This window comes from Fibrobacter sp. UWB11 (assembly GCF_900143015.1).
GTDB lineage: Bacteria > Fibrobacterota > Fibrobacteria > Fibrobacterales > Fibrobacteraceae > Fibrobacter.
Genome location: NZ_FSRT01000001.1, coordinates 1,489,561 through 1,513,177 on the forward strand (window position 1 = coordinate 1,489,561; position 23,617 = coordinate 1,513,177).

The following is a 23,617-nucleotide window of genomic DNA, read 5'->3' on the forward strand; positions in this document are numbered from 1 at the left end:
AATTTATAAAATTATTTCTTCCCCATCATTCGGAGTTTCACGACAGAGCGGCGCCACACATCGATTTCTTCGGCCGGGTAGCCAGCGTAAACCTTGCCCGCCTTGAGGCTCTTGGTCACACCAGCCTTGGCTGCAACTTTCACGCCCTTTCCAATCGTCAGATGCCCTGCCGACTGCACGCCGCCAGCAAACTCCACATCATCTTCCATCACAACAGAACCAGCCACTCCAGACTGCGAAGCCATCATGATATTGTTACCGAGACGGCAGTTATGCGCCACTTGCACGAACGTATCAAAATGGCAATCATCACCAATTACTGTTGGCGAAATAAAACCAGCAGCAACAACATCGTTTGCACTGAAGCTACAGCGGTTTCCGATGCGGACCCCCGCCAAGTGCGGAACCATACGACGTTTACCTTGATACTCGTAAAATCCAAAACCGCGAGGTCCCACGACAACGCCTGCCTGGAACACGCAATCTTCGCCAATCGTCACGCGCGGATAGACGGTCACATTCGCTTCAAGAACCGTGCCTGCACCAATCGTAGCGCCATTCATCACAACACAATTCGGGCCAATAACAGCGTTCTCGCCCACCACGCCCTCGATTACCGCCGAAGCATGAACCTGCGCAGACGCCGCAATTTTTCTCGGTTCAAATGTTTCACGACGTTCAACAAATTCTTTCATGAACGTCACCATTGCATGGTACGGATTTTCGACCGGGCATACAAAATGCACATTCGGCAAGAGCTCCGAACGACCATTCACGCAATACTTTTCGTATAAATTCGGGACAAATAACAGTCCCGCCGTAACGCCCGCAAAAGCGCTTGCACTTACGCCACCAGCATTCCCTGCAAGCCCCGTTTCCGTCTTGGCATCGCCAGTCCAGAACGAGACATCATGCGGCCCCGCTTGGTCGAGCGAAGAAAAACCAGTCAGTTCAAAATTCAAAGAGCCCTCATCCGAAGGCTTCTTTAAGTTCATTTGTTCAAAAACTTCCGATAGTTTTACCGAAAGCATCATTCCTCCAACGAAAGCATGCGTACTTGAGTGGCAAAGTCAATCTTTACACGACTGCCAACTTTACCGCTCAAATCTTCTCCATCGAGCTGGATATACTCATTGTCAGCTAGATCAAGAGTCAATGAACGCACTTTGCGAGACTTGAGCAAATACTTTTTCAAAAAGTAGCCCAAAACAGGGACGCCGCCCATTGCAATTGCAAGCAAGAAATTCAACATATTCGGCACACAGACAACTTCTAGATAACCGTCGGCCATGTCCGATTTAAAAAATGGATTTGCGCCACTGGCAAAGCTCGGGATATTCCCGACAATGACCGTTTTATGGCCCGTCAAGTCCATATTTTCAACAAATTCAGAATCGCGGTCAATCATTGAAATGCGGCCGCTCTTTAAATAATAAGCTCTATCAGCAAAGAATCGCTTGACGTAATGCAATTTATTTGCAACAACAGAATTCGAAGAAATCACACCCGTTGCACGGTCATGATTAAAATCATGTGCAATACGCGCATCAATGCCTGCCGAGAAATAATTTGCAAGCGCATACTTGCCGTTCACCATCCAAATATCGAACGGTCTCGACTTGGCAAGCAAAAGCCTACGAACCAGATACAAAAGTCCTCTGTCTACAAAAAGCTTGTACAGTCCAAGCACGCGAGCAAGATCGTTCCCTGTGCCAAGCGGGATAAGTCCTATCTGCACTCGACTTGCATATTCAGACGAAAGCATAATCGAAAACACCGACGAAACCGTTCCGTCGCCACCAACAGCAATAAGTGTTTCCGTCGAAGCAAGGGCATTCAGGATTTGTTCATCCATCCCTTCTTTACGTGTAAATTCAGCCTTCCAATCGTCGGATTTAAAATCCATCGACTCCATAATTTCAGGAAGGAACTTATGGATAACCTTTCCTTGTCCACCTCCACTCACCGGATTAATCAGGAAAAAGAACTTATACATCTTTTAAAAGTTCATCCTTTGCGTCCAAGTAGTGTTCCACGCCAATCTTTACGTTTTTGAGTTCGTCTGTCGTCAACGTTCTGACAACATGCGCTGGAGCGCCCATTACAAGCGACCCTTCCGGGAATTCCTTACCATGCGTTACAAGAGCCCCTGCTCCGATAATACAATTCTTTTTGATATGCGATCCATCCATGAGAATGGCCCCCATGCCAATGAGAACGTTATCCTCAATCGTGCATCCGTGAAGCACCGCACCATGGCCAACAGTCACCTCGTCGCCAATGCTCACGCCAACACCCGTGGACACGTGGATACACACATTATCCTGAATGTTTGTACGCTTACCAATTTTTATTTCAGCAAGGTCCGCACGAATGACAGCATTGTAAAATACCGACGAATCATCGCCGACTTTCACATCGCCAACCAAGCAAGCGCCTTCGGCCAAAAAGACCCGTTCACCCACCTGGGGGACTTTGCCTTTATATTTAATTAAGGAACCCATAGTTCCAATTTATAAAAATACATGCACAAAAGAAATCAATAGACTTTTAAAAAAGCTTTGTTTTTTACCGCCCAAAAATCGACATTTTAAACAATAAGTTCTATCTTATTGAGTATGAACGAAATACAAGAAATGGACATTGAAAGAATTTTCGAAGCGCAAGGCCAAAATCGCTGGAAAATTGCGCAAACGACAGCCAAGGAGCGCATAAAAAAGTTAAAAAAGCTCCGCGCCGCCGTAATCCAAAGGCAAGTCTACTTTTACAATGCCGTTTGGTTGGACTTTCACAAGCCCAAATTCGAGGCGTGGCTTAGTGAAGTATTCCCCATCATCGAAGAAATTGATTACAACATTAGCCATTTGAAGCGCTGGATGAAAGACAAAAAGGCAAGCCGCGTGTTCTTTTTGCCGACATCTAAAAGTGTTCTCCATTACGAGCCCAAGGGACGCGTGCTCATTTTTTCGCCGTGGAACTATCCGTATCTGTTACTTGTAAACCCGATTATTTCTGCCATTGCAGCTGGCAATGTCATTATGGCAAAGCCTTCTCGCAAGACTCCGCATGTAAGCGCATTTTTAGCGAAACTTTTTGCAGATACATTTCCCGAAAACGAAATTGCCATCATCGAAGGCAACGGTTCTGAAATTGGTGATAAACTACTAGCACTTCCTTTCGACCATATTTTCTTTACCGGAAGTCCAAACGTTGGCGCACACATTGCAGAAATGGCCGCCAAGAATCACGCAAGCATTACGCTGGAACTCGGTGGAAAGTCTCCTGCAATTATACTCCCGAAAGCAAACATCAAGCGACATATCAAGCAGATTGCTTGGGGTAAAACGCTGAACGCAGGCCAAACATGCATAGCACCGGATTACGCACTTTGTCCGCAAGATAAAGTGCATGAACTTGCAGAAGCTTTTGCAAGTGAAATCAAGCGCATGTTCGGAGATACCGATGCAAAGCGCCACGAATGTAAAGACTTTGTCCACATCGTCGACAGGCGTGCAACAGAACGCCATGCAGCACTCATTAAAGACGCCATAGCTAAAGGTGCAACGCAAGTCATCGGAGGCGTAAGCGATATTGAAAATTGTTACACACCTATTACGGTTCTCACAAATGTCACGCCCGACATGGAAATCATGAAAAGCGAGATTTTCGGACCGATACTCCCGATTGTGTCATACAACACTCTCGAAGAGGCTATCCAGTTTGTTCAAAGTCGCCCGAAACCGCTGGCGCTATACATTTTCGGTACAAACAAACGTGAAATCGACTATGTTTTAAGCCATACGACATCGGGCTCTTCGTGCGTCAACAATACGATTATTCAAATCGAGAATTTAGATGTACCTTTTGGTGGTGTCGGCATGAGCGGAACCGGCAATTACCACGGCTTTTACGGATTCAAGACGTTTAGCCACGAACGCAATATCATGCGACAGAAAGGCCTTGACGTCGTCACATTCTTCCATCCGCCTTATGGAAAAAACTTGGGCGATTTACATTCCAAGATTCAGGGACTCGCAGAGAAAGCTTTGCGATTCATCAAGTCAATGTAGCAAAGGTTTACCATGGCATCCATACTTTATAGATTCGCATGTCGAGCTTTTCAAAAAGTGTTTTTTGTAGGCGTCCATTTTATGCCTTGGCGCGAACCGCAAATCGTTCATGGCGCAGGGCGTTTACGCGAGCTCCCCAACCACCTCAAAGCTCACAATATAGGCAAAGTCCTTCTTGTCACGGACACAATTCTTGAGCAAACAGAGCATTTCCAAAACATCAAAAAGTATTTGGAAGAAGCAAATATTGGCTACGCCATTTACAACGGGACCATACCCAACCCGACTATAGACAACATCAAAGACGCCACGCGCATTTACAAGAAAAATAAATGCAAGGGACTAGTAGCTTTTGGCGGCGGTTCTGCAATTGATTGCGCAAAAGGTGTCGGTATTCACATTGCAAGGCCATGGACACCGATTTCATGGATGCGCGGGACATTACGCGTTTTACGCAAGATTCCGTACCTTGTAGCCATTCCCACAACTGCAGGCACCGGGAGCGAAGCAACTGTAGCCGCAGTCATTTCAAATCCGCAAACACACGAAAAGTATCCGATTAACGACTTTGTTCTGATTCCGCGCCTTGCGATTCTCGATGCAAACATCACGCTCGATTTACCGCCTCACCTGACAGCAACAACAGGCATGGACGCGCTCACGCACGCCATCGAAGCGTACATCGGCTACAGCAATTTTAACGGAAGCGCCGAAGCGGCCATTATTGCAGGCCGTCTCATCATCGAGAACATCCAGAATGCCTATACCAACGGGCACAACATCAAGGCAAGAGAAAACTTGCAAAAGGCTTCATACCTTGCAGGCTTCGCATTCACACGAGCCTATGTCGGTTACGTTCACGCCATTGCTCATAGCCTTGGCGGTATGTACCACACGCCGCATGGCCTTGCAAACGCAGTTATTTTACCGCATGTCCTAAAATACTATGGTGAAGCCGCCGAAAAACGCCTTGGATTTTTCGCGAAAGCGATTGGTGCCGTGCCCGCCGAAATAGACAATCACGAAGCATCAACACTGTTCATCACACAAATCCGCGAACTCAACCGTTCCATGAACATTCCAAAATTTTTGGACGTCATCCAAACCGAAGACATCCCGACTCTTGCGAAATCGGCCAGCAAAGAAGCAAATCCGCTTTACCCTGTACCTAAGATTTTAAATGCAAAGGAGCTCGAAGAGCTTTACCGCATTGTGAAAGGTAATCCATAACAAGAAATGCCCCGCATGGGGCGTTTCTTACTTCTTCACTTTCACGACACGCGCCTGCGGGTTCTGCTTGCCGAGCAAGTCGTAAGTATGGGAAGAGCGCAAGCTGCGGGACTGCACCGGACGTGGACGCATCACCCCAATTCCAGTCTTTCCGTCATCGGTCTTGAAGTTTTCGACGTGCGTAATGCCGTTGTTCACGTAATCGTCAAGGCCGTACGCATGACGCATGATGTTCAGGACGTCCTTGTCAAACACGGAGCCGTCCGGAGCAGACTGCCTGCGGATAATCGTCATGTTGTTTTCGCCTTCGTGACCGGTATCCCAAGCAATCGGCACGACCTTGTTTTGTTTTGCAAGTTTCATCACGGCTTCGTAATAAGCGAGGCGGCCCTTGCGGTGTTTCGCATAATTGTCACCCGTCAACACCCCCACGCGGTCATTCGCACCGAACTCGCCGATAATCACAGGCACGCCCTTATCGACAAAGTTCTTTTTCATCTTGCCGAACTGATCCTGAATCTGGGCGCTGGTGCACTTGTCGCCCATGGCACCTGCCCAAGCGTTGTAGCCGCAGTTATGCACGATATCCGCACCTGTCGCAAGGTCGTCGCCCCAGTAATACTGCGGATAGACTTGAGCGCCCCAATCTGCAATATCGTTCATGAGCGTGTAAGTATAAGGGTCATAAAAATGCACTTCGACCATCAGGCGGTTCGCGATTACATCCTTCGGGAGTTTGCTCACAGGCATCACTTCACTCGTGCGGTCGATGCTTGTCGAAGGGCCCTGAATCACGAGCGTACGGCTTGCGTTATTGCCGCCTGTCGCACGCACTGCATCCACGAACGTCTGATGATAAACCATCAAAATTTCAGTTTCGTGCTTGTAATTATCGTCTGTTGTCGCGGGCTCGTTTGCACTGGCGAAAAGCAAATTTTCGTTATAGTTTTTGAAGTGCGTTGCGATTTGCGTCCAATAAGATTTCTGCTTAGCGTTCACCTCATCCTTCTTGGCATCCTTCAAGTTTTCTTCGAGCCAGCCGCCATCCCAATGGATATTGAGAACCGTCACGAGCCCCGCGCGCATGCACATATCCACCACCGTCTGCACCGAATCCATCCAACTTTTGTTGATGACTCCGTTACTCGCATGGCTATCCCAAGCGCAAGGAATGCGAATCGTGCTGAAACCCGCCGCCTTGACCGAATCAATATACGCCTCGGTCGGGAACTTGTTGCCCCACCCCGTCGGATTCCCTGGAACTTCCATCGTGTTCCCGATGTTTATGCCAAAGCCCATCTTGGCAAACATTTCGTTTGCCGTCGGCAAATCTGCCGCGAAGGAATTTGACGCTAATGCAAAAGAGAACGCGCTGCAAAGAGCAGCAACGCGAATGTGCTGTTTCAACATAGTTAATCCTTTGGTTCTATGCCATTCGCGTTTTATCCCCAAACAACGAAAGACCATAACACCGAATTTAAATATATATCAATGATGGGCTAAATCGCAAAATGTAAGCAGAAAAGCATTGACGATTTGTCAAATGAGGTGTTAGCTAAGGCTCAAAGCAAGCCGGGATTTTGAGAGTCACGACTTGATTTAAAGATAAGTCTTCTTTGACGTACATAGCATGATATCGATCAAACAACGTGTATATTGTCGGAAATTTAATCGGCTTTTTAGTGAATAGCGGCTCTATTTTTATACATTCCAAATAATTAATTCCGCTCGTAGCAAAGTCCTTCGTAAATCGGATTTCATCACAATGTTCTTTGATGATGTCAGAATAGCCGGCAATCTCAACAGAATCATTTTCACTTTTCTCTCCCTTACATTCCATTCGGAAATATTCTCTAGAAAACGAAAGATGAACCTTTTCTGACTTGACAATTTCTTGTGCAACGACATAACTCCAAACATTCCGTGATTGTAATTCCGGAGGCAAATTATCAGAGAAATACATACAAGGAAGCGGATCCATAAGACGAGTTTGCACCGTTGGCGGCATCCAGGCATAATATAAAATGGACTTAACTTCTTCCAAAAAATCCTTATACTCGGAATGTTCCGTGTTCATCGAGACATTCGTAACGCGACCGCTATCGCCAAATGTAATCGTAGCATCAACAGAAAGATTAAAGCCATCTTTATAATATCGTTTGAGAGCTCGTTCAAGCCGCCAACCACAAGGCTTTTTTATACTCTGGATGAGTCCCGTTTCAAATTCACGCGGGCTCAAGGAGTCACCAAGATTTTTCCCTTCTTTAAGTTCGAATGTATCAACGTATATATCCACATTCAACACGGGTAGATTCGGGCGGGTATTGAATTCCGCCGTTTCACCCTCTGTAGAAATTTTTCGTTCCTTGAAAAACGCATAAACAGGATCCATTTTTTTCATTCTGCCGCTACCTTGTAACGAATATACAACGCCATCAAACACAGTATCCCCAGAATAAGGATTTTCATAGTAGAACAAATAATCAATCAGTTTCCCTTTTTGAAATAAGCTAACAGATAAATTCGCTTCATCTTCAGAAACATATCTGAGACTTCTATCATATTCAACATATTCTTCATCAAGCACAGTTGCCTTCGCAAATTTCTCGATTTCCTTCAAGCTATTCGTTGTGTAGGCCAAGCCCTGTGCATTATATACGACCATAGAATCTGCAAGCGCTAAAGATTCTTGCAAAAGTCGCGGTTTGCCAGGAATAAAATCTATAGAAACTTCATCGTGTTTCTGTTCGCAAGAGAGCAGAACACATGCAGCGAGGACGAGGAAAAAGAATTTGTAAAAACGATGCATAATCTATTTTTCTTCCACAAAGCAAGGCGGAATTTTGAGTTTTATAACCTGCGACAACGGAAAATTGCGAAAATTCACTGCGTATGACCGATCAAAACTATAATTAGTAAAAACAGGAATGATTTTATTTTTTAATCGTCGAAATCCCTTATTAAACTCATTACATTCATAATGATTCACACCACCTGTGGCAAGATCTTTCGTAAAAATGATTTCACTGCAAAGATCCTTTCGTACATTTGAATACCCCACAAACTCAACAGAATCTTTCGCGGATTGTCCATTCTGCTTACAGGCCATGCGGTATTTTCTTGAAAAGGATAAATGCAATTTCATTGATTTTATAATAAAATTGCCAACTCCGTCATTATCTATTTTGGGACTATCCCATACGTAATAAAGAGCGTCCTTAACATCTTCTAAAAAAGCTTTGTACTTAGGATGCTTTGTATTCATAATAACATTTACAACTTGCCCATTTTCGCCATACACAAGTTTTGCATCAACCGATAAATTAAAATCTTTTTTATAGTGCTTATAAAAGGCCTTTTTCAACAACCAAACGAAAGCCCCATCGAAATCCGGTCTTTTAAACTTGTAATAAAATTCTCCACCAATAACGTTACCATCTTTATGTTCAAAAGAATCAACAAAGACCTCTACATCTAATTTGGGGATATTCTTATCATTTGTAAATTCATTAAACTCATCCCCCAAGGAAACATGGCGTTCCTTAAGAAAAGTTTCCAAAGACAGAGAATCATTCAGAACCCCGATATTCTGTAAAAGAACAACATATTTTTTGTTCAGCTGTTTATACAGGCTCAAATGTTCTATAATTTTTCCTCTTTTATATAAGTTAATTACACAAATCGGTTCGGAGTCAGCAATTTTTCCTCTAATTTCATAAGTATCGTATGATTCATCCGTTTCTTTTTTGAACGATGATGCAACGGCAAAGTTTTCAATTTCTTTCGGATTGTTTGTCGCATAAGCCAATCCCTGCGCATTATAGACATCAATAGAATCCGAGATTGCCAAAGACTCGTGTAATCGCAGCGGTTTTCCAGGAATATATTTGATATTCTTTGCAATAGATTTCATATCGCACCAACCGCAATAAGACATGAGTGCGTATCCACGAGAAGCTTTCAGCATATTTCTCGTTGTATCGACCTGAATTCCGACGAAACCCGTATAAATTTTCAAAGGAATTTTCTTACCATAATAAATCCAATTAACGTCAACATCCGTCAACCCCATCGGGACATCATAATAATCAACGCCTTCATTCCAATTCGTACGACGTTCTAGGTTATCACGGCCTATATAAGGATAAAATTTGGTAATCCAACCATTAACCGGATCTGTTCCGCAATCATCAGATTCAACATACTTATAGATATTTTTCCAATGGCTTAAATTGATTTTTCCATCAAAAATATTGATAAACTCATCCAGAACAGGATTCAACTCTTTCGCCCACCATTCCAAATCCAATCGTGAAGCAAGTTTGTTAAAAGAATCCTTAAGCAAGCTCCAATCCAATTTCGTACCATTCACCTTAATTTTCGGAATTCCACAAGATTCAATCAAGGTATAAGTGTAATATTCCGACGCTACCGCCATCACCATAGAACGAGATACGTTGTAATCAATTGGATTCGTCGTCGAGAATTTAATATTCAGCGGTTCTCCTGTTTCTACAGGCATTTTCATTTGCAGAGAATCAAACAAATCCGCAATAACGCCATGCCATTTTTCATACGTAGTATCCCACGAAAGGGAGTTATTCACGATTGCAATGGCAGTATCTGTCCCCGGTGACACAAAGCGTTCTTTCAACGAATCACGGTTGCTTTTTACATGGAGTCGAATGCCATCCAAAATTGTAAGCCATATATCGTCAGGATTTATTTCTATGGAATTATGATCAGCATACGCACGTTCCACCACATTTATAAAGGCCATTTCCATAGAAGACGATTCCCTAATAAAAGGACTTGTGGAATCCGAATACGCATAAAACATCTTTTTCGCATTCGTTCCTTCTTGCGAATAGCCTTTAAAATATTCAGTAAAACCACCTTGATTTATTGGAATCAATTCGCCATTGATGGCACTGTCGTGAACGGCTGTATCTACAACCATCACGTACGCACTCGTATCACGGACAAAGCTCGCATTTTCTTTTACGAGTCTCGACGAATTTTCGGGAACATTATCACGTTCCTGTTCGCAGGAGAGCAGAACGCATGCGGTAAGGACGAGGAAAAGGAATTTAGAAACGGAAATCTTCATTGTATTTTTTTTCTTCATTGAGTTTTTCTTCTACAAAGCATGGCGGAATTTTAAGTTTTACGACTTGCGAAATCGGGAGGCCGCCATCATACACAGCGTCATACTTGTTAAAGCGGACGTTTGTATGTCTCGGTTCGATTTCTTCAGAGCGTTCCCCGTACTTCACTTTTTTATTGTATTCTATACATTCATAGCGGACAACACCGCCAGTCGCAAGGTCTTTCGAGAACGTAATCTCGTTACAAAGATCTTTCTTTACATCCGGCGCTCCGACAATATCGACAGAATCTTTAGCATTTCGCCCATTCTCCTTACAAACCATGCGGTAATCCCTTGTAAAAGCAAGATGAATCCTGACAAAATCGATAATATCTTGAGCGATTTCTTCATTGCCGACATCCGTACGGACTTTCGGCGGCATCCATCCGTAATACAAAATATCATGAAATTCTTTATCAAAAGCCTTATTTTTACCCTTGCGAAACGCAGTACTTGCAGTCGAACCATCATCCTTATACGACAATAAGGCAAGACCAGATAAATTAAAATTTTCTTTATAATAGCGATACAACAACCTTTTGAGTCGCCAGCCCATAGAATTATTCATCGCTCGGACAATTCCTGTTTTAAAAGCACGCATTTCTAGACCATCTCTAAGAGATTTCCCTTCCTTAAGGAAAACCGAATCCACAAAAATTTCGACATTCAATTTCGGGAGAGATTTTTCATTTTCAAATTCATGGACAGTTCCACTTATAGGAATATCGCGTTCCTTGAAAAAATTCTTGATTGCAGCAGGCTTTTTCCATCGCCCAACGCCCTGCAACGAGAGCATAGCGCCATCATAATCCGAAGTCAAAAAATCGAGTACGCGCTCCTTGAATGTTTCCTTTCGAGGTTTCGCATAATAAAGCAAATGATCCACTAGCTTGCCATCTCGGTACAAATTGATAGATAGATTGGGTTCACCAACCCCGACCATTTCTCTACGCCACGATTCGGCTTCAGGATATTCTTCATCAAAGGAAGAAAATTCAGCAAATTCCTCTATTTCGTCAGCGTTATTGGTTGCATAGACTAAGCCCTTTTCCCCATAAACATTCATGGAATCCGAAAAGGCCAAAGATTCTACCAAGCGATATGCTTTTCCAGAAATATACTTTGTATTCCGTGCAACATTTTTTAACTTTTGCAATCCATAAGAGACAAGAGCATAACCTCTAGAAGCCTTCAATATATTATTCGTAGTATCCACCTGCACGCCTATAAAACCGGTGTAGAGTTTCAACGGGATAACCTCTTCAAAGTAATGCCATTGGATATCTATAAAAGTAATTCCCCTAGGAACTTGTTCTCCATCTAATTTTTTATTCCAATCATTGCGTTTGATATATTTTTCCGTATCAGAATACAAATCTTTTGTATAAGGAATGAATCTTGAAATCCAACCACTAAAATCAGGAGCTCCACAACCTTCGGGTTCGTAATACTTATAAATATTTTTCCAATGTTTTAGATTTATTTTGCCATCATAAATATTGATAAACTCATCTAAAATAGGATTAAGCCCATCAGCCCACCATTTCATATCCAACTGTGAAGCTAGTCTGTTAAAGGAATCCTTGAGTAAAGTCCAGTCCTCTTTTGTGCCATTCACCTTAATTTTGGGAATTCCACAAAGCGTTGAAACCCTATACGAATAATATTCCGATGCCACCGCCATCGTCATCGTACGAGAAATATTTGCATCCACAGGGCTTGTCGTCGAAAATTTCGTTCGCAACGGAGCGCCCGTTTCTAGAGGCAACTTCGCCTGCAATGAATCAAACAGTTCCGAGAGCGTATAGAACCATTCCTTGTGCGTAGATTCTAGAGTCAACGAATTATCCATAACCGAGACAACAGTATCAGTACCCGGAGCTACAAAGCGGTCCTTGAGTGCATCGCGATTATTCTTGACATGTAGACGGAAGCCGTCCAAAATCATAAGCCAGATATCATCTGGATTTATTTCCATAGCATAATGCTTGGCGTATGCAAGGGCGACAAGATTAATGAAAGAAGGTTCTTCAGAATAACCTTTAACAAACGGATTCACAGAATCGGAATACGCATAAAAAATTTTTTGCCCGTTCGTTCCTAAATTCTCCGCTTCGTTTGCAAAATACTCTACGAAGCCGCCTCTTTTTACATGGACGATTTTTCCATTGAATACGCTATCACGAACGGTCGTATCGATGACCATTGCATAAGCACTTGTGTCGCGAACAAAGCCTTCAAAACTCTCGGTCGGTTTCGAAGAAATTTCAATCACTTGCTCATCGCGTTTCTGTTCGCAAGAAGAGAGAACGCATGCGGCAAGGAAGAGGAAAAGGAATTTGTAAAGGCTATGCATACCAACAATATAAAAACATAGCCTTGCAGAGATTTAATAAGGGAAAGTAAAATAATGTAGATACAAGAAATAATGGATCCTATCGCCTTCGGCTCCAGGATGACATGGTCGAAACGGGATTACTTACCGCTCATGATGGCGGCGAGGTCGGCTCCACTCAAATTCGTCTTTTCGCTTAAGGCGGCAACGATTGCGGTGAGCGACTTTTGGCAAGCCATCATGAGATTGTAAACTTGTTCGACAACGTTTGTTTCGGCAAGCTGGTAATAATAGCAAGCCGCCTGGAAACTCTGGTAATCAGGGTCACTCCTGTAAAGCTCCATCGGGAGTTCTTTCATGACGGTGTCGAGGTCGCAGGCGAAATTTTTACGAATCAAGAAGTCCGACATGTGGCCTGCAATAGCGATGTGAGCGGCACCATCGAGCGAGCTTCCAGGCATACGCGTAGCGCTTGGTTTTTCCTTGGAATTATTGATTCTGACGTAATCAATCTGGCGCTTGAACAGGAATGCGATTAGAGCGTGGCCTGCCTCATGGCGGCAAAGTTTTTCAAATTCTTGTTCACCGAAAAATTCAATTAAGTTTTCGCGAGTTAATGTTTGTTCTGACATTTTTCAATCCACCTGTCTAAAAAAGCCATCTGTTCGTCGATATGGAACCAATGTTCGCCACCATCCATAATCGTGAGCGATGCGCCCACTTTTTGAGCAAAACCTTGCATCGTTTCAAGATCGGTCATATTGTCATTGGAGCCATACAAAATATGCGTCGGGATATTCCATTCGATGGGATTTTCTCGCACGTAGCAAAGGTATTTCCAAGAAAGCGTCTCGCCAAAGTTCGTCGCAATTTCACCTTTTTCGCGGAGTTCATCTTCGGAGACGTTCGCCCAAAGCATCATATTGCAAATGAGCTTTTCCAAGTTGACCATCGGCGAAATGAAATAAGCGTTCTTGATTCGCTTGCCTGCGAGCGCATTCATCGAGAAGAACGCTCCGATGCTATTTGCAATCAGGCTTACTTCGTCATAGCCCGCAGAAACGGAATCAAAATAAGACGAGAATTCTTCTTTGGCGTCCCAAGGAGTTTCGGACTTGTAATCAAAACCGATGACATCGCAGTTCGGGAAAAGAGGTTTGTAGTGATTCGCTTCGTCGGCGTTGCCGCCTTTCCCGTGAACATAAATAACGAGAGTTTTCATTGTACTTTCACTTTTTTGCAACATGCAATATAACAATATTTATGCAGGCATGGCAACAGCGATTAAACATCAGCAATTACGCTTTTATTCTTCCGCAAAGCAGGGCGGAATTTTAATAGAGACAAACAGGTCACTCAGTTTTTTCAACGTTCTCTCACGATCTTCGTATTTATTTTTATTAAAACTAACTTTTATATCACCACGAATATTTTTAGCTGATTTTAATTTTTCATCTTTTTCATCGAACTTTTCACATTGATAACGATATATTTCACCGGTTGCAAGGTCTTTCGAAAAATCAATAGCGTTGCAAAGAGCGTAGTTCTTTCCTATAGTCCAAGCACCAAAGACCCAAACGGAATCTTTTGCAACAAGCCCATTCTGTTTGCACACCATTCGATAATCTCTTGATAAGGTTATACGAACTTTTATTTTGCCAACAATTTCTTGCGCAATTTTACGACCATGATCGCAATTAACTTTTGGAGGCATCCACGCATACTTCAAGATAGAACGAATTTCTTCCTGAAAAGAACCGATTTTAGGTTTCAAGTCCATCAAAACAGAATCAACACGTCCTTCATCCTTATACGAAATCGTAGCCACAATAGAATCATTAAAATCATACTTATGATGGCGATATATAGCCCGTTCAAGTCGCCAGCCACAAGATTCTCTCAAAGCCCCCATTATCCCTATTCTAAGGTCATCCATTTTTCCATCATCTTTTTTTCCATCTTTCAAAATAACAGTATCGACATAGATTTCAAGATTAAATTTGGGAAGATTCTTTTCATTTGAGAATTCATCGACTGTTCCGTTTATAGGAATTTTACGCTGCTCGAAAAATTTTTTGATAGCAACATTCTTTTCCCAAAATCCAACTCCTTTTAACGAACGCATAGCACCATTACGATACTTTTTAGGATAGGCATAATAAAGCAAATGGTCTTGCAATTCGCCTTTTCGATACAAATTAATCGACAAATTCGGTTCATTCCAATCATAGTCTTCCAGTATCCAAGAACCAGGTTCAAGATATTCCTCGTCTAAATAAGACACATCCGCAAAACGTTCAATTTCTTCAAGGTCATTGGTTGAATAAAGCAAGCCTTTTTCCCCGTAAACATTCATGGAATCCGAAATTGCCAACATTTCATGCAGGCGGAGAGTTTTCCCCGGTATGTATTTTGTTTCTTTAGCGGTCTCCCTAAAATTCATCAAGCCATAGGCCATAAGAGCATACCCTCTAGCCGCTTTCAACATTTTTGTCGTGGTATCGACTTGGATTCCAACAAAACCTGTATAAAGTTTTAAAGGAATATCTTTAGAATAATGCCACTTCACATCTACAAACGTAATTCCCGATGGCACATCGTGAAAATACATCCGTTTATTCCAATCCGAATGCTTTACATAGGCAAACCCATCTCGAACAAATTCTTTCGTATAAGGCAAAAATCGAGAAATCCAGCCATCAAAGCTAGGGCTGCCGCATCCTTTGGGGTTGTAATATTTGTAAATACTTCTCCAATGTTCTAAATTTATTTTACCATCAAAAACTTTGATAAATTCATCAAGTACAGGATTAAGACCTTTCGCCCACCACTTCATATTCAATTGCACGGCCAGTTTGTTAAAGGAATCCTTAAGCAAAATCCAATCCTCTTTAGTACCTTTAATCTTGATTTTGGGAATCCCGCAAGTAGTCCAAACATGATATGAATAGTATTCCGAGGCAACAGCCATTACCATAGTCCCTGAGATATTGTTATCTACCGGACTTGTTGTCGAAAATTTCGTCTTCAGCGGATTTCCCGTTTTTTTAGGCAATTTAGACAGCAACGATTCATATAAGTTCGCGATTATCCAAAACCATTCATTATGCGTGGAATTATACGTCAATGAATTATCTACAATCGAAATTACAGTATCGGCACCTGGAGCAACAAAACGATTTTTCAGAGCTTTACGATTGTTCTTTACATGGAGGCGAAAACCATCTAATATCATAAGCCAAATGTCATCAGGGCTAATTTCCATTGGGTAATGATTGGCATACGCGAGTGAAACAACATCAAGGAATGAAGATGATTTGGAACTTTTTTCAACAAATGGGCTTATAGAATCGGAATAGGCATAGAAAATTTTAGTTTCATTCGTCAGATTTTCTTGGGGATAATGGGAAAAAATACGTGCAAAGCCGCCTTCTTCAACGGGGACTAGCGTCTCTTTAAAGGCACTATCGTGAACGCTCGTATCCACAACCATGACATACGCGCTCGTATCGCGCACAAAGCCTTCAAAGCTTCGAGTTGCTTTTGAAGAGGATTCAAGAACAGGTTCCGAAACCTTCGCTTCACAAGGATGCAGAACAGAGATGATAAAAGCAAGTAGAAAAAATTTATAGAGCGATTTCATACAGGCAATATAGCAATATTGCACTTTGTAGAGTCAAGAACTGATACCTTCTTTCAATTATGTTTATCGATCAATCTTCACCAGGAACACTGTCATTTTTCCAATCTACCGAACATCCCGAATAAAAAAAGACTGAACAATTTCCATCTATTGAGCAATCAAAAAACCGCCCCCACGGTAAAGCAGGAGACGGATTTTTCATGAGAACAACAAGCTTTTCAACAACAAAGCAATTTACTTGCTTGCGTATGCAGCTTTTGCAGCCATGTCGGATGTCATATATCTGAGATCTTGGATAAGATTCGGATCCTGACCTCCGGACAACGAAACGGCCTCTTGCATAACGCGCAAGCCTTCTTCTGCCTGTCCGAGTCGATACAAAGCAAGAGCTCGACCACCCATAGCATAAGTATCCATGCTATTGATATTCAAAGCCTTCTCGTTTGCTTCAAGGCACGATTCATAGTTACCGCACATGAATTCGCTGTAACCCATCGCCCTGTAAACATCGGCGTTATTGGGTTCCAGTTCTTGCGCACGCTTCAAAGCAAAGGAGGCTTCTTGGTAGTTGCCCTGCGGAATCAACGCTTCTGCCAATTTGAGCAAAGCAGCAGCACTGTCGCACTTGCCATACTTTGTTTCCTTTTCCTTTAGAGAAAGGTTGTATGCGCAATATTCATTTTCCTCATAAATGCTACCCTTCATCGTGAGACGCGTATTCGGGCAGCCGCCAAGGCACTTGGAACCATAAATACATTTTTTGCAAGAACCAGAGAGTTTGTCCTTTGTCATCTGGCGACGCCACAAAAATGCATTTTTATCTTCCCAAATTTCACGCAGCTTTCTTTCGCGGATATTTCCCTCGATGAATTCCTTGGAACGAATCGAGGTGCAACCCAAGATATCACCATTATGCAAAATCCCGAAACCGCGAATTCCTGCATTGCAGCCATCCCACAAGGAATAACCATTTGACTTGTAGGACAAACGCCTTGTTTCAAGATCCTTCATCGAATAATATCCAATACAATCTGCTGGATAAATATCTATTCTACCTTCTTTTGCAGTATTGTAGCAAAAATCAATGACGTCTTTGACCTGTCTCGGTTCAAGGAGCCAATCAGGGCGTTCCTTCAAATTACCCATGGGCAAGCCAAGTTGAACCTGCCATGTGTTAACGCCCATGCGAATAAGTTCTTCCTTCAATTCCGGGAGAATATCCATGTTCTGCTTCGTAAAGGTCGTAACAGCACCGGTCTTTATCCCCAATTCCTTCATTGCGGCAAAGGCCTGCCTTGCATGTTCAAAGGCACCTTTTTTCCTGATTTTGTCATGGATTTCGGGCGTTCCGTCAATGCTTATCGCAACCGTGGCAATGCCATTTTCTTTTAACTTTTTCGCCATTTTCGCGTCAAGGAGCCAACCATTCGTGATCATATTCACGATAACGCCATTGCCTGAAAGTCGCTTCACCAGCTCAGGTGTATCTTGTCTCGTAAGAGGTTCGCCTCCAGACAAGGTAATCCATTTCAGTCCAATATCAGCAATTTGATCACACAAATCAAGAGCTTCCTCGGTGCTCAATTGTCCAGGGAGAGCGCCTTCACAAGATGAACCACAATGCCCACAGCGAAAGTTGCAGCCCATCGTTACTTCCCAGACTGCAGTGACGGGTTGATACCCAATATTTGCCATTTAAAAAACCTCCAAACAGCCGGCCAGCATTCTTTGCCAGCAGGCTGTTTTGATCATGTATTCTGATTTATTTAACAGTCAGTCTTCTGCGAATCGCACTTGAAGCCATAAATTATTGCAGCATCTTTTTTCGTTGCTGCATCTTGAGCACCGCACGGATAGCCATATTTCAAAGCAGCATCCTGAACACCGCAGGGATAACCGTACTTCAAAGCAGCTTCATTTGCACCACAGGGGTAACCGTACTTCAAAGCAGCATCTTGAACACCGCAGGGATAACCGTACTTCAAGGCAGCTTCATTTGCACTGCTCTTAAAGCCATAAATCATAGCGGCTTCTCTGTTAGAGGCTGCGTCTTGAGCTCCGCACGGATAGCCATACTTCAAAGCGGCATCTTGAACGCTGCATGGATAACCATACTTCAAGGCAGCTTCATTTGCACCACAGGGGTAACCGTACTTCAATGCAACATCACTTGCGCCGCAGGGATAACCGTACTTCAATGCAACATCACTTGCGCCACAGGGATAACCGTACTTCAAGGCGGCTTCATTTGCACTGCTCTTGAAACCGTAGATCATAGCAGCTTCTCTGTTAGAGGCTGCGTCTTGAGCACCGCAAGGATAGCCGTACTTCAAGGCTGCTTCATTGGTGCCGCACGGATAGCCATACTTCAAGGCAGCATCTTGAACGCTGCATGGATAACCATACTTCAAGGCAGCTTCATTTGCGCCACAGGGGTAACCGTACTTCAATGCAACATCACTTGCGCCGCAGGGATAACCGTACTTCAATGCAACATCACTTGCGCCACAGGGATAACCGTACTTCAAAGCAACATCTTGAACGTTGCATGGATAACCATACTTCAATGCGGCTTCCGCCGAACCGAGAACAAGGCCATAGGGCATAGCAGGGCCAGCAACAGCTCTGATTGTAGCATCACTATTTTCGCTAAACTTTGCAAATTCTTCGGAATCGCTTGGGATCACATTCAGAAGCACTGTATGCGTCTTTTTCGCGGCGGACATATCAGACAAGTTAACCAATGTGAATTCAAGTTCAGCCTTGTCTTCCGTTGCGGAAACAGCACCAAACCAAAATCTTTGGACAACAGGAGCAATCGTTGCTGCCATCGGAGCTGTTTCTGTACTCAGCAGAGCAATTCCCTGCGGAAGTTTGGTCAGTGCCCAACCATAATTTGTAGAACCAAGCATTGATTGCAGTTCAATCGAGAAAGATTGACCCTGCAATACAACCATTTCATTTGCCATAAAATACCTCTTTTTGGTGAATTATTCAAAATTCATCATTTATCATAAAAAAATATTTTACGGTTGGATAATTGTAATAAAAATATAACAAAACTTTGTAGACAATACTTTGTCATACAAAGCACATAAACTATTAATAATAAGCTATATAAAAAACCGCCCCTGCGGTCAAGCAGGAAGCGGATTTATTTGCGTGTATGGTGCGGCTTATCCAATGGCGATCCCGGCATAAAGCCGGGATGACATGCAAGGGGATTACCCTACGAAGATACGGCCGTTGCGGAAGAGCTGCATCCACGGGCCATCTTCACCCCATTCTGCCGGGTGCCAAGAGTATTGGCAGGTGCGGAACACGCGTTCCGGGTGCGGCATCATCACGAGTGCACGACCATCTTCAGAGCAGAGGCCGTTGATGCCAAACGGAGAACCGTTCGGGTTGAGCGGATAGCGTTCGGTGTATTCGTGCTTGCCGTCGACATAGCGGAGTGCCACGAGACCCGTCTTGAGGCTGGCTTCGGCAGCTTCGCGGCTTGCGAATTCAGCACGGCCTTCACCGTGAGCAACAGCAATCGGGAGCACGGAGCCCGCCATGCCCTTGAGGAGCACTGCCGGCGTATCTTCAACCTTCAAAGAGCAGTAGCGAGCTTCGAAGCGTTCGGAGATGTTCTGCACAAAGCGCGGCCAGTGCTTAGCGCCCGGAATCAAATCCTTGAGGTTCGAGACCATCTGGCAGCCGTTGCAAACGCCGAGCGTGAAGGTATCCTTGCGGTTGAAGTAAGCTTCGAATTCAGCGCGAGCCTTCGGGTTGAACAAGATGCTCTTGGCCCAGCCTTCGCCAGCACCGAGAACGTCACCGTAGCTAAAGCCACCGCAAGCAACGAGACCGTTGAAGTCCTTGAGGCTTACGCGACCGGAGAGGATGTCCGTCATGTGAACGTCGATAGATTCGAAGCCAGCCTTTGCAAATGCAGCAGCCATTTCGAGTTCGCCGTTGACGCCCTGTTCACGGAGAATAGCCATCTTCGGGCGGCTTGCGTAATCCTTGATGACCTTGGCGCTAGCAGCGAGATCGAACGTGACCTTCGGCGTGATACCCGGATCGTCCTGTTCGAGCTTGAGCTTGTACTCGCTTTCGGCACATTCCGGATTGTCACGGAGAGCGGCAATGCGGCGAGTCGTATCACTCCAGATGGCGCGGAGGTCAGAGAGGCCTTCGGCGTAGTCGCCAATCACAATGTTATACGTATCGTTGAGCTTACCGATTTCAGAAACGGTATCGCCGAGACCGACAGCTTCGAAAGCAGCCTTCACTGCAGCGAGGTCTGCGTTTGCGACCTGGAGAACGGCACCGAGTTCTTCGTTGAACAAAGCGTCAATCACATTGCCCTTGAGAGCTGTAGCGTCGAGCGTCACACCCACGTGACCGGCAAATGCCATTTCGACAACCGTCGTAAAGAGGCCACCATCGCTCTTGTCGTGGTAAGCGAGAATCTTTCCATCGGCATTGAGCTTCTGGATCGTTTCGAAGAAGGCGCGGAGTTCCTTAGCGGAATCGACATCCGGAGCCTTGTCGCCGAGGAGGTTGTAAACCTGAGCGGCAATGGATGCGCCCATGCGGTTCTTGCCACGAGCGAGGTCCACGAGCACAAGCGTCGTGTCCTTCTTCTGCAAGAGCTGCGGCGTGAGCGTCTTGCGAACGTCAGCGCACGGAGCAAAGGCACTAATCACAAGAGAAATCGGAGCGGTCACGCGGTGGCTACCCTTTTCGTCCTGCCACACGGTGCTCATACTCATGGAGTCCTTACCGACCGGAATCGTAATGCCAAGTTCCGGGCAGAGTTCCATACCGATGGACTTCACGGCTTCGTACAAGTCAGCGCCATCGCCTTCGTAGTTCGGCGTAGCCATCCAGTTTGCGGACAAGTTTACGCGGCCCATATCCGGAACGCAAGCGGCAGCCATGTTCGTGAGAGATTCTGCAACCGTCATACGGGCTGCAGCGGCCGGAGAAATGAGAGCAATCGGAGCGCGTTCGCCCATACTCATGACTTCGCCTTCGTACGTGTCGAGAGTTGCACTCGTCACGGCGCAGTCAGCAACCGGCACCTGCCACGGGCCCACCATCTGGTCACGGCAAATCATACCCGTCACGGAACGGTCACCAATGGAAATCAAGAACGTCTTATCTGCAACGGTCGGGTTAGCAAGCACGCGATGTGCAAGGTCCTTCACCGTCACACCAGCCGGCACCACCTGAGAAGAGAGCGGGCGCTTCTGGGACTTTTCATTGCGGATCATGCGCGGCGGCTTACCGAGGAGCACGCCGAGCGGCATGTCAATCGGAGTCGTACCGAAGTGCTTGTCCGTAAGGGTCAAGTGCTTTTCAGGGATAGCCTCGCCCACAACTGCGTACGGGCAGCGTTCACGCTTACAGATAGCGTCGAACACATCGAGCTTGTCACCAGCAATAGCGATAACATAACGTTCCTGGGATTCGTTACTCCAGATTTCGAACGGGCTCATGCCCGGTTCGTCGTTCGGCACATTGCGGAGTTCAAACTTACCGCCGAGGCCGCCATCGTTCACGAGTTCCGGGAAGGCGTTCGAAAGTCCACCTGCACCCACATCATGAATAAATGTAATCGGGTTTTCTTCGTTCATCGCCCAGCAGCGGTCGATGACTTCCTGGCAGCGGCGTTCCATTTCCGGGTTTTCACGCTGCACAGAAGCAAAGTCGAGAGATTCATTACCGGCACCGTTAGCAACAGAGCTAGCTGCACCGCCACCAAGACCGATCAACATGGCCGGACCACCAAGAACGATCAAGTGGTCACCCGGATCGATGTGGCCCTTTTCAATGTGCTGGTGCTTGATGTTACCGAGACCGCCAGCAAGCATAATCGGCTTGTGGTAACCACGAACTTCGGTACCCTTTTCAGAAGAAACTTCCTGTTCGAACGTACGGAAGTAACCGAGGATGTTCGGACGACCATATTCGTTGTTGAATGCGGCACCACCGAGCGGGCCGTCAATCATAATGTCGAGAGCAGAAGCGATGCGGGACGGACTACCAAAGTCCTTTTCCCACGGCTGAACTGCACCCGGAAGCTTGAGGTTCGAAACGCTGAAGCCCGTAAGGCCAGCCTTCGGCTTGGAACCCTTACCCGTAGCACCTTCGTCACGGATTTCACCACCACTACCCGTAGCGGCACCCGGGAACGGAGAAATTGCAGTCGGATGGTTGTGGGTTTCGACCTTCATCAAGATGTCGACTTCTTCGTTGTGGAAGTCGTACTTGTTGTTGCGCGGGTCAGCGTAGAAACGGCCAGCCGTTGCACCCTTCATCACAGCGGCGTTATCCTTGTAAGCGCTGAAGATGTTGGAATTGTGGAGCTGGTAAGTGTTCTTGATCATCTGGAACAAGGACTTGTCCTGCTTCACGCCGTCGATGGTCCATTCAGCACCGAACACCTTGTGGCGGCAGTGTTCCGAGTTGGCCTGAGCGAACATGTAAAGTTCCACGTCGGTCGGGTTGCGCTTGAGTTCAGTGAAATTCTTGACGAGATAATCGATTTCGTCGGCGGAGAGGGCAAGGCCCATTTCCTTGTCGGCCTTCACGAGAGCATTGCGACCTTCGGTAAGCACCGGAATCACGTTCAGCGGACGCGGTTCTTCCTTGCTGAAGAGCACTTCGAGAGATGCTGTATCGGCAAACACGGCCTGAGTCATGCGGTCGTGAATCTTGGCCGTAATCTTTTCACGGGCGCCAGCTGGAGCAGCACCTTCAAATTTCACGTAGTAAGCAATGGCGCGTTCGATGCGCTTGATTGCCGGGAGGCCGCAAATGTGAGCGATATCGGTAGCCTTCGAGCTCCACGGGCTGATCGTACCCGGACGCGGGCAGACCACAAAGAGTTCACCTTCGAGCGCCTTGACTTCGCGCATCGGGCCGTAATGAAGGACCTTTTCGAGCGTTTCCTTTTCGGAAGCGGTCAGGTCGGCGGACAGATCCACCACATGGAGGAATTCGGCATAGACAGATGCAACCGGAATTCCAGCGGCCTTAAAATCAGATGAAAGCTTTTGCAGACGGAAATCCGACAGAGCCGGAGTACCACGAAGAATGAGCATTTTGACCTCTTTTAGCCTAAATATTTACCGCCCCAAATATAGCAATTTGAGGATATTTTCAAACGGAAAAAGCTCCGCAAAATGCGGAGC

Annotated in this window: 15 protein-coding genes; 2 read left to right on the forward strand and 13 right to left on the reverse strand. The window is 45.2% G+C overall.

The window, feature by feature from the left end; all coding sequences use genetic code 11:
* Positions 1-11: 11 nt before the first annotated feature.
* Genes BUQ91_RS06270 through BUQ91_RS06280 form a run of 3 tightly spaced genes read right to left on the reverse strand, consistent with a single transcriptional unit; the run spans position 12 to position 2,504 of the window.
* On the reverse strand, positions 12-1,034 hold the full coding sequence (locus BUQ91_RS06270) for a UDP-3-O-(3-hydroxymyristoyl)glucosamine N-acyltransferase (RefSeq protein ID WP_254842262.1): 1,023 nt from the start codon (positions 1,032-1,034) through the stop codon (positions 12-14).
* Entirely contained in the window at positions 1,031-1,996 is a 966-nt protein-coding gene (locus tag BUQ91_RS06275; protein ID WP_074208554.1) for a diacylglycerol/lipid kinase family protein, read from the reverse strand. The genes BUQ91_RS06270 and BUQ91_RS06275 overlap by 4 nt, the downstream gene beginning before the upstream one ends.
* Entirely contained in the window at positions 1,989-2,504 is a 516-nt protein-coding gene (locus BUQ91_RS06280; RefSeq protein ID WP_072830468.1) for a gamma carbonic anhydrase family protein, read from the reverse strand. Before BUQ91_RS06280 ends, BUQ91_RS06275 begins: the two co-directional genes overlap by 8 nt.
* 114 nt (positions 2,505-2,618) lie before the next feature.
* On the opposite strand from BUQ91_RS06280, the gene BUQ91_RS06285 reads away from it, so the two are divergent.
* Complete coding sequence (locus tag BUQ91_RS06285) at positions 2,619-4,070, forward strand: aldehyde dehydrogenase family protein (RefSeq protein WP_074208555.1); 1,452 nt, start codon at positions 2,619-2,621, stop codon at positions 4,068-4,070.
* An 81-nt stretch (positions 4,071-4,151) separates the two neighbouring features.
* Positions 4,152-5,300 (forward strand): iron-containing alcohol dehydrogenase, encoded by a 1,149-nt coding sequence (locus tag BUQ91_RS06290; protein WP_254842263.1) that lies wholly within the window; start codon positions 4,152-4,154, stop codon positions 5,298-5,300.
* Between the two features lie 27 nt (positions 5,301-5,327).
* Here the strand turns inward: BUQ91_RS06290 and BUQ91_RS06295 are convergent, their stop codons facing one another.
* The 10 genes from BUQ91_RS06295 to purL all read right to left on the reverse strand — a co-directional run bounded on the left by BUQ91_RS06295 (position 5,328) and on the right by purL (position 23,527).
* Positions 5,328-6,710 (reverse strand): glycoside hydrolase family 5 protein, encoded by a 1,383-nt coding sequence (locus BUQ91_RS06295; RefSeq protein WP_074208557.1) that lies wholly within the window; start codon positions 6,708-6,710, stop codon positions 5,328-5,330.
* A gap of 145 nt (positions 6,711-6,855) precedes the next feature.
* On the reverse strand, positions 6,856-8,109 hold the full coding sequence (locus tag BUQ91_RS06300; RefSeq protein ID WP_074208558.1) for a hypothetical protein: 1,254 nt from the start codon (positions 8,107-8,109) through the stop codon (positions 6,856-6,858).
* A gap of 3 nt (positions 8,110-8,112) precedes the next feature.
* Positions 8,113-10,428 carry a DUF4419 domain-containing protein gene (locus BUQ91_RS06305; protein ID WP_074208559.1) on the reverse strand — a complete coding sequence of 772 codons (2,316 nt, stop codon included), beginning with the start codon at positions 10,426-10,428 and terminating at the stop codon, positions 8,113-8,115.
* Positions 10,391-12,805, reverse strand: a complete 2,415-nt coding sequence (locus tag BUQ91_RS06310) for a DUF4419 domain-containing protein (protein WP_074208560.1) — start codon at positions 12,803-12,805, stop codon at positions 10,391-10,393. Before BUQ91_RS06310 ends, BUQ91_RS06305 begins: the two co-directional genes overlap by 38 nt.
* Positions 12,806-12,924: 119 nt before the next feature.
* Positions 12,925-13,416, reverse strand: coding sequence for a hypothetical protein (locus BUQ91_RS06315; protein ID WP_074208561.1), 492 nt, complete (start codon positions 13,414-13,416; stop codon positions 12,925-12,927).
* A complete protein-coding gene (locus BUQ91_RS06320; RefSeq protein WP_074208562.1) occupies positions 13,398-14,006 on the reverse strand; it encodes an alpha/beta hydrolase in 609 nt (202 codons plus the stop codon). Before BUQ91_RS06320 ends, BUQ91_RS06315 begins: the two co-directional genes overlap by 19 nt.
* Before the next feature lie 84 nt (positions 14,007-14,090).
* Positions 14,091-16,427 (reverse strand): DUF4419 domain-containing protein, encoded by a 2,337-nt coding sequence (locus tag BUQ91_RS15530; protein WP_139299700.1) that lies wholly within the window; start codon positions 16,425-16,427, stop codon positions 14,091-14,093.
* A 234-nt stretch (positions 16,428-16,661) separates the two neighbouring features.
* Positions 16,662-18,122 (reverse strand): radical SAM/SPASM domain-containing protein, encoded by a 1,461-nt coding sequence (locus tag BUQ91_RS06335; protein ID WP_074208563.1) that lies wholly within the window; start codon positions 18,120-18,122, stop codon positions 16,662-16,664.
* Between the two features lie 71 nt (positions 18,123-18,193).
* The gene (locus tag BUQ91_RS06340; RefSeq protein WP_074208564.1) at positions 18,194-19,396 is read right to left on the reverse strand and encodes a hypothetical protein; all 1,203 of its coding nucleotides are present in this window, start codon (positions 19,394-19,396) and stop codon (positions 18,194-18,196) included.
* A 255-nt stretch (positions 19,397-19,651) separates the two neighbouring features.
* Complete coding sequence (gene purL, locus BUQ91_RS06345; RefSeq protein ID WP_074208565.1) at positions 19,652-23,527, reverse strand: phosphoribosylformylglycinamidine synthase; 3,876 nt, start codon at positions 23,525-23,527, stop codon at positions 19,652-19,654.
* Positions 23,528-23,617 lie beyond the last annotated feature (90 nt).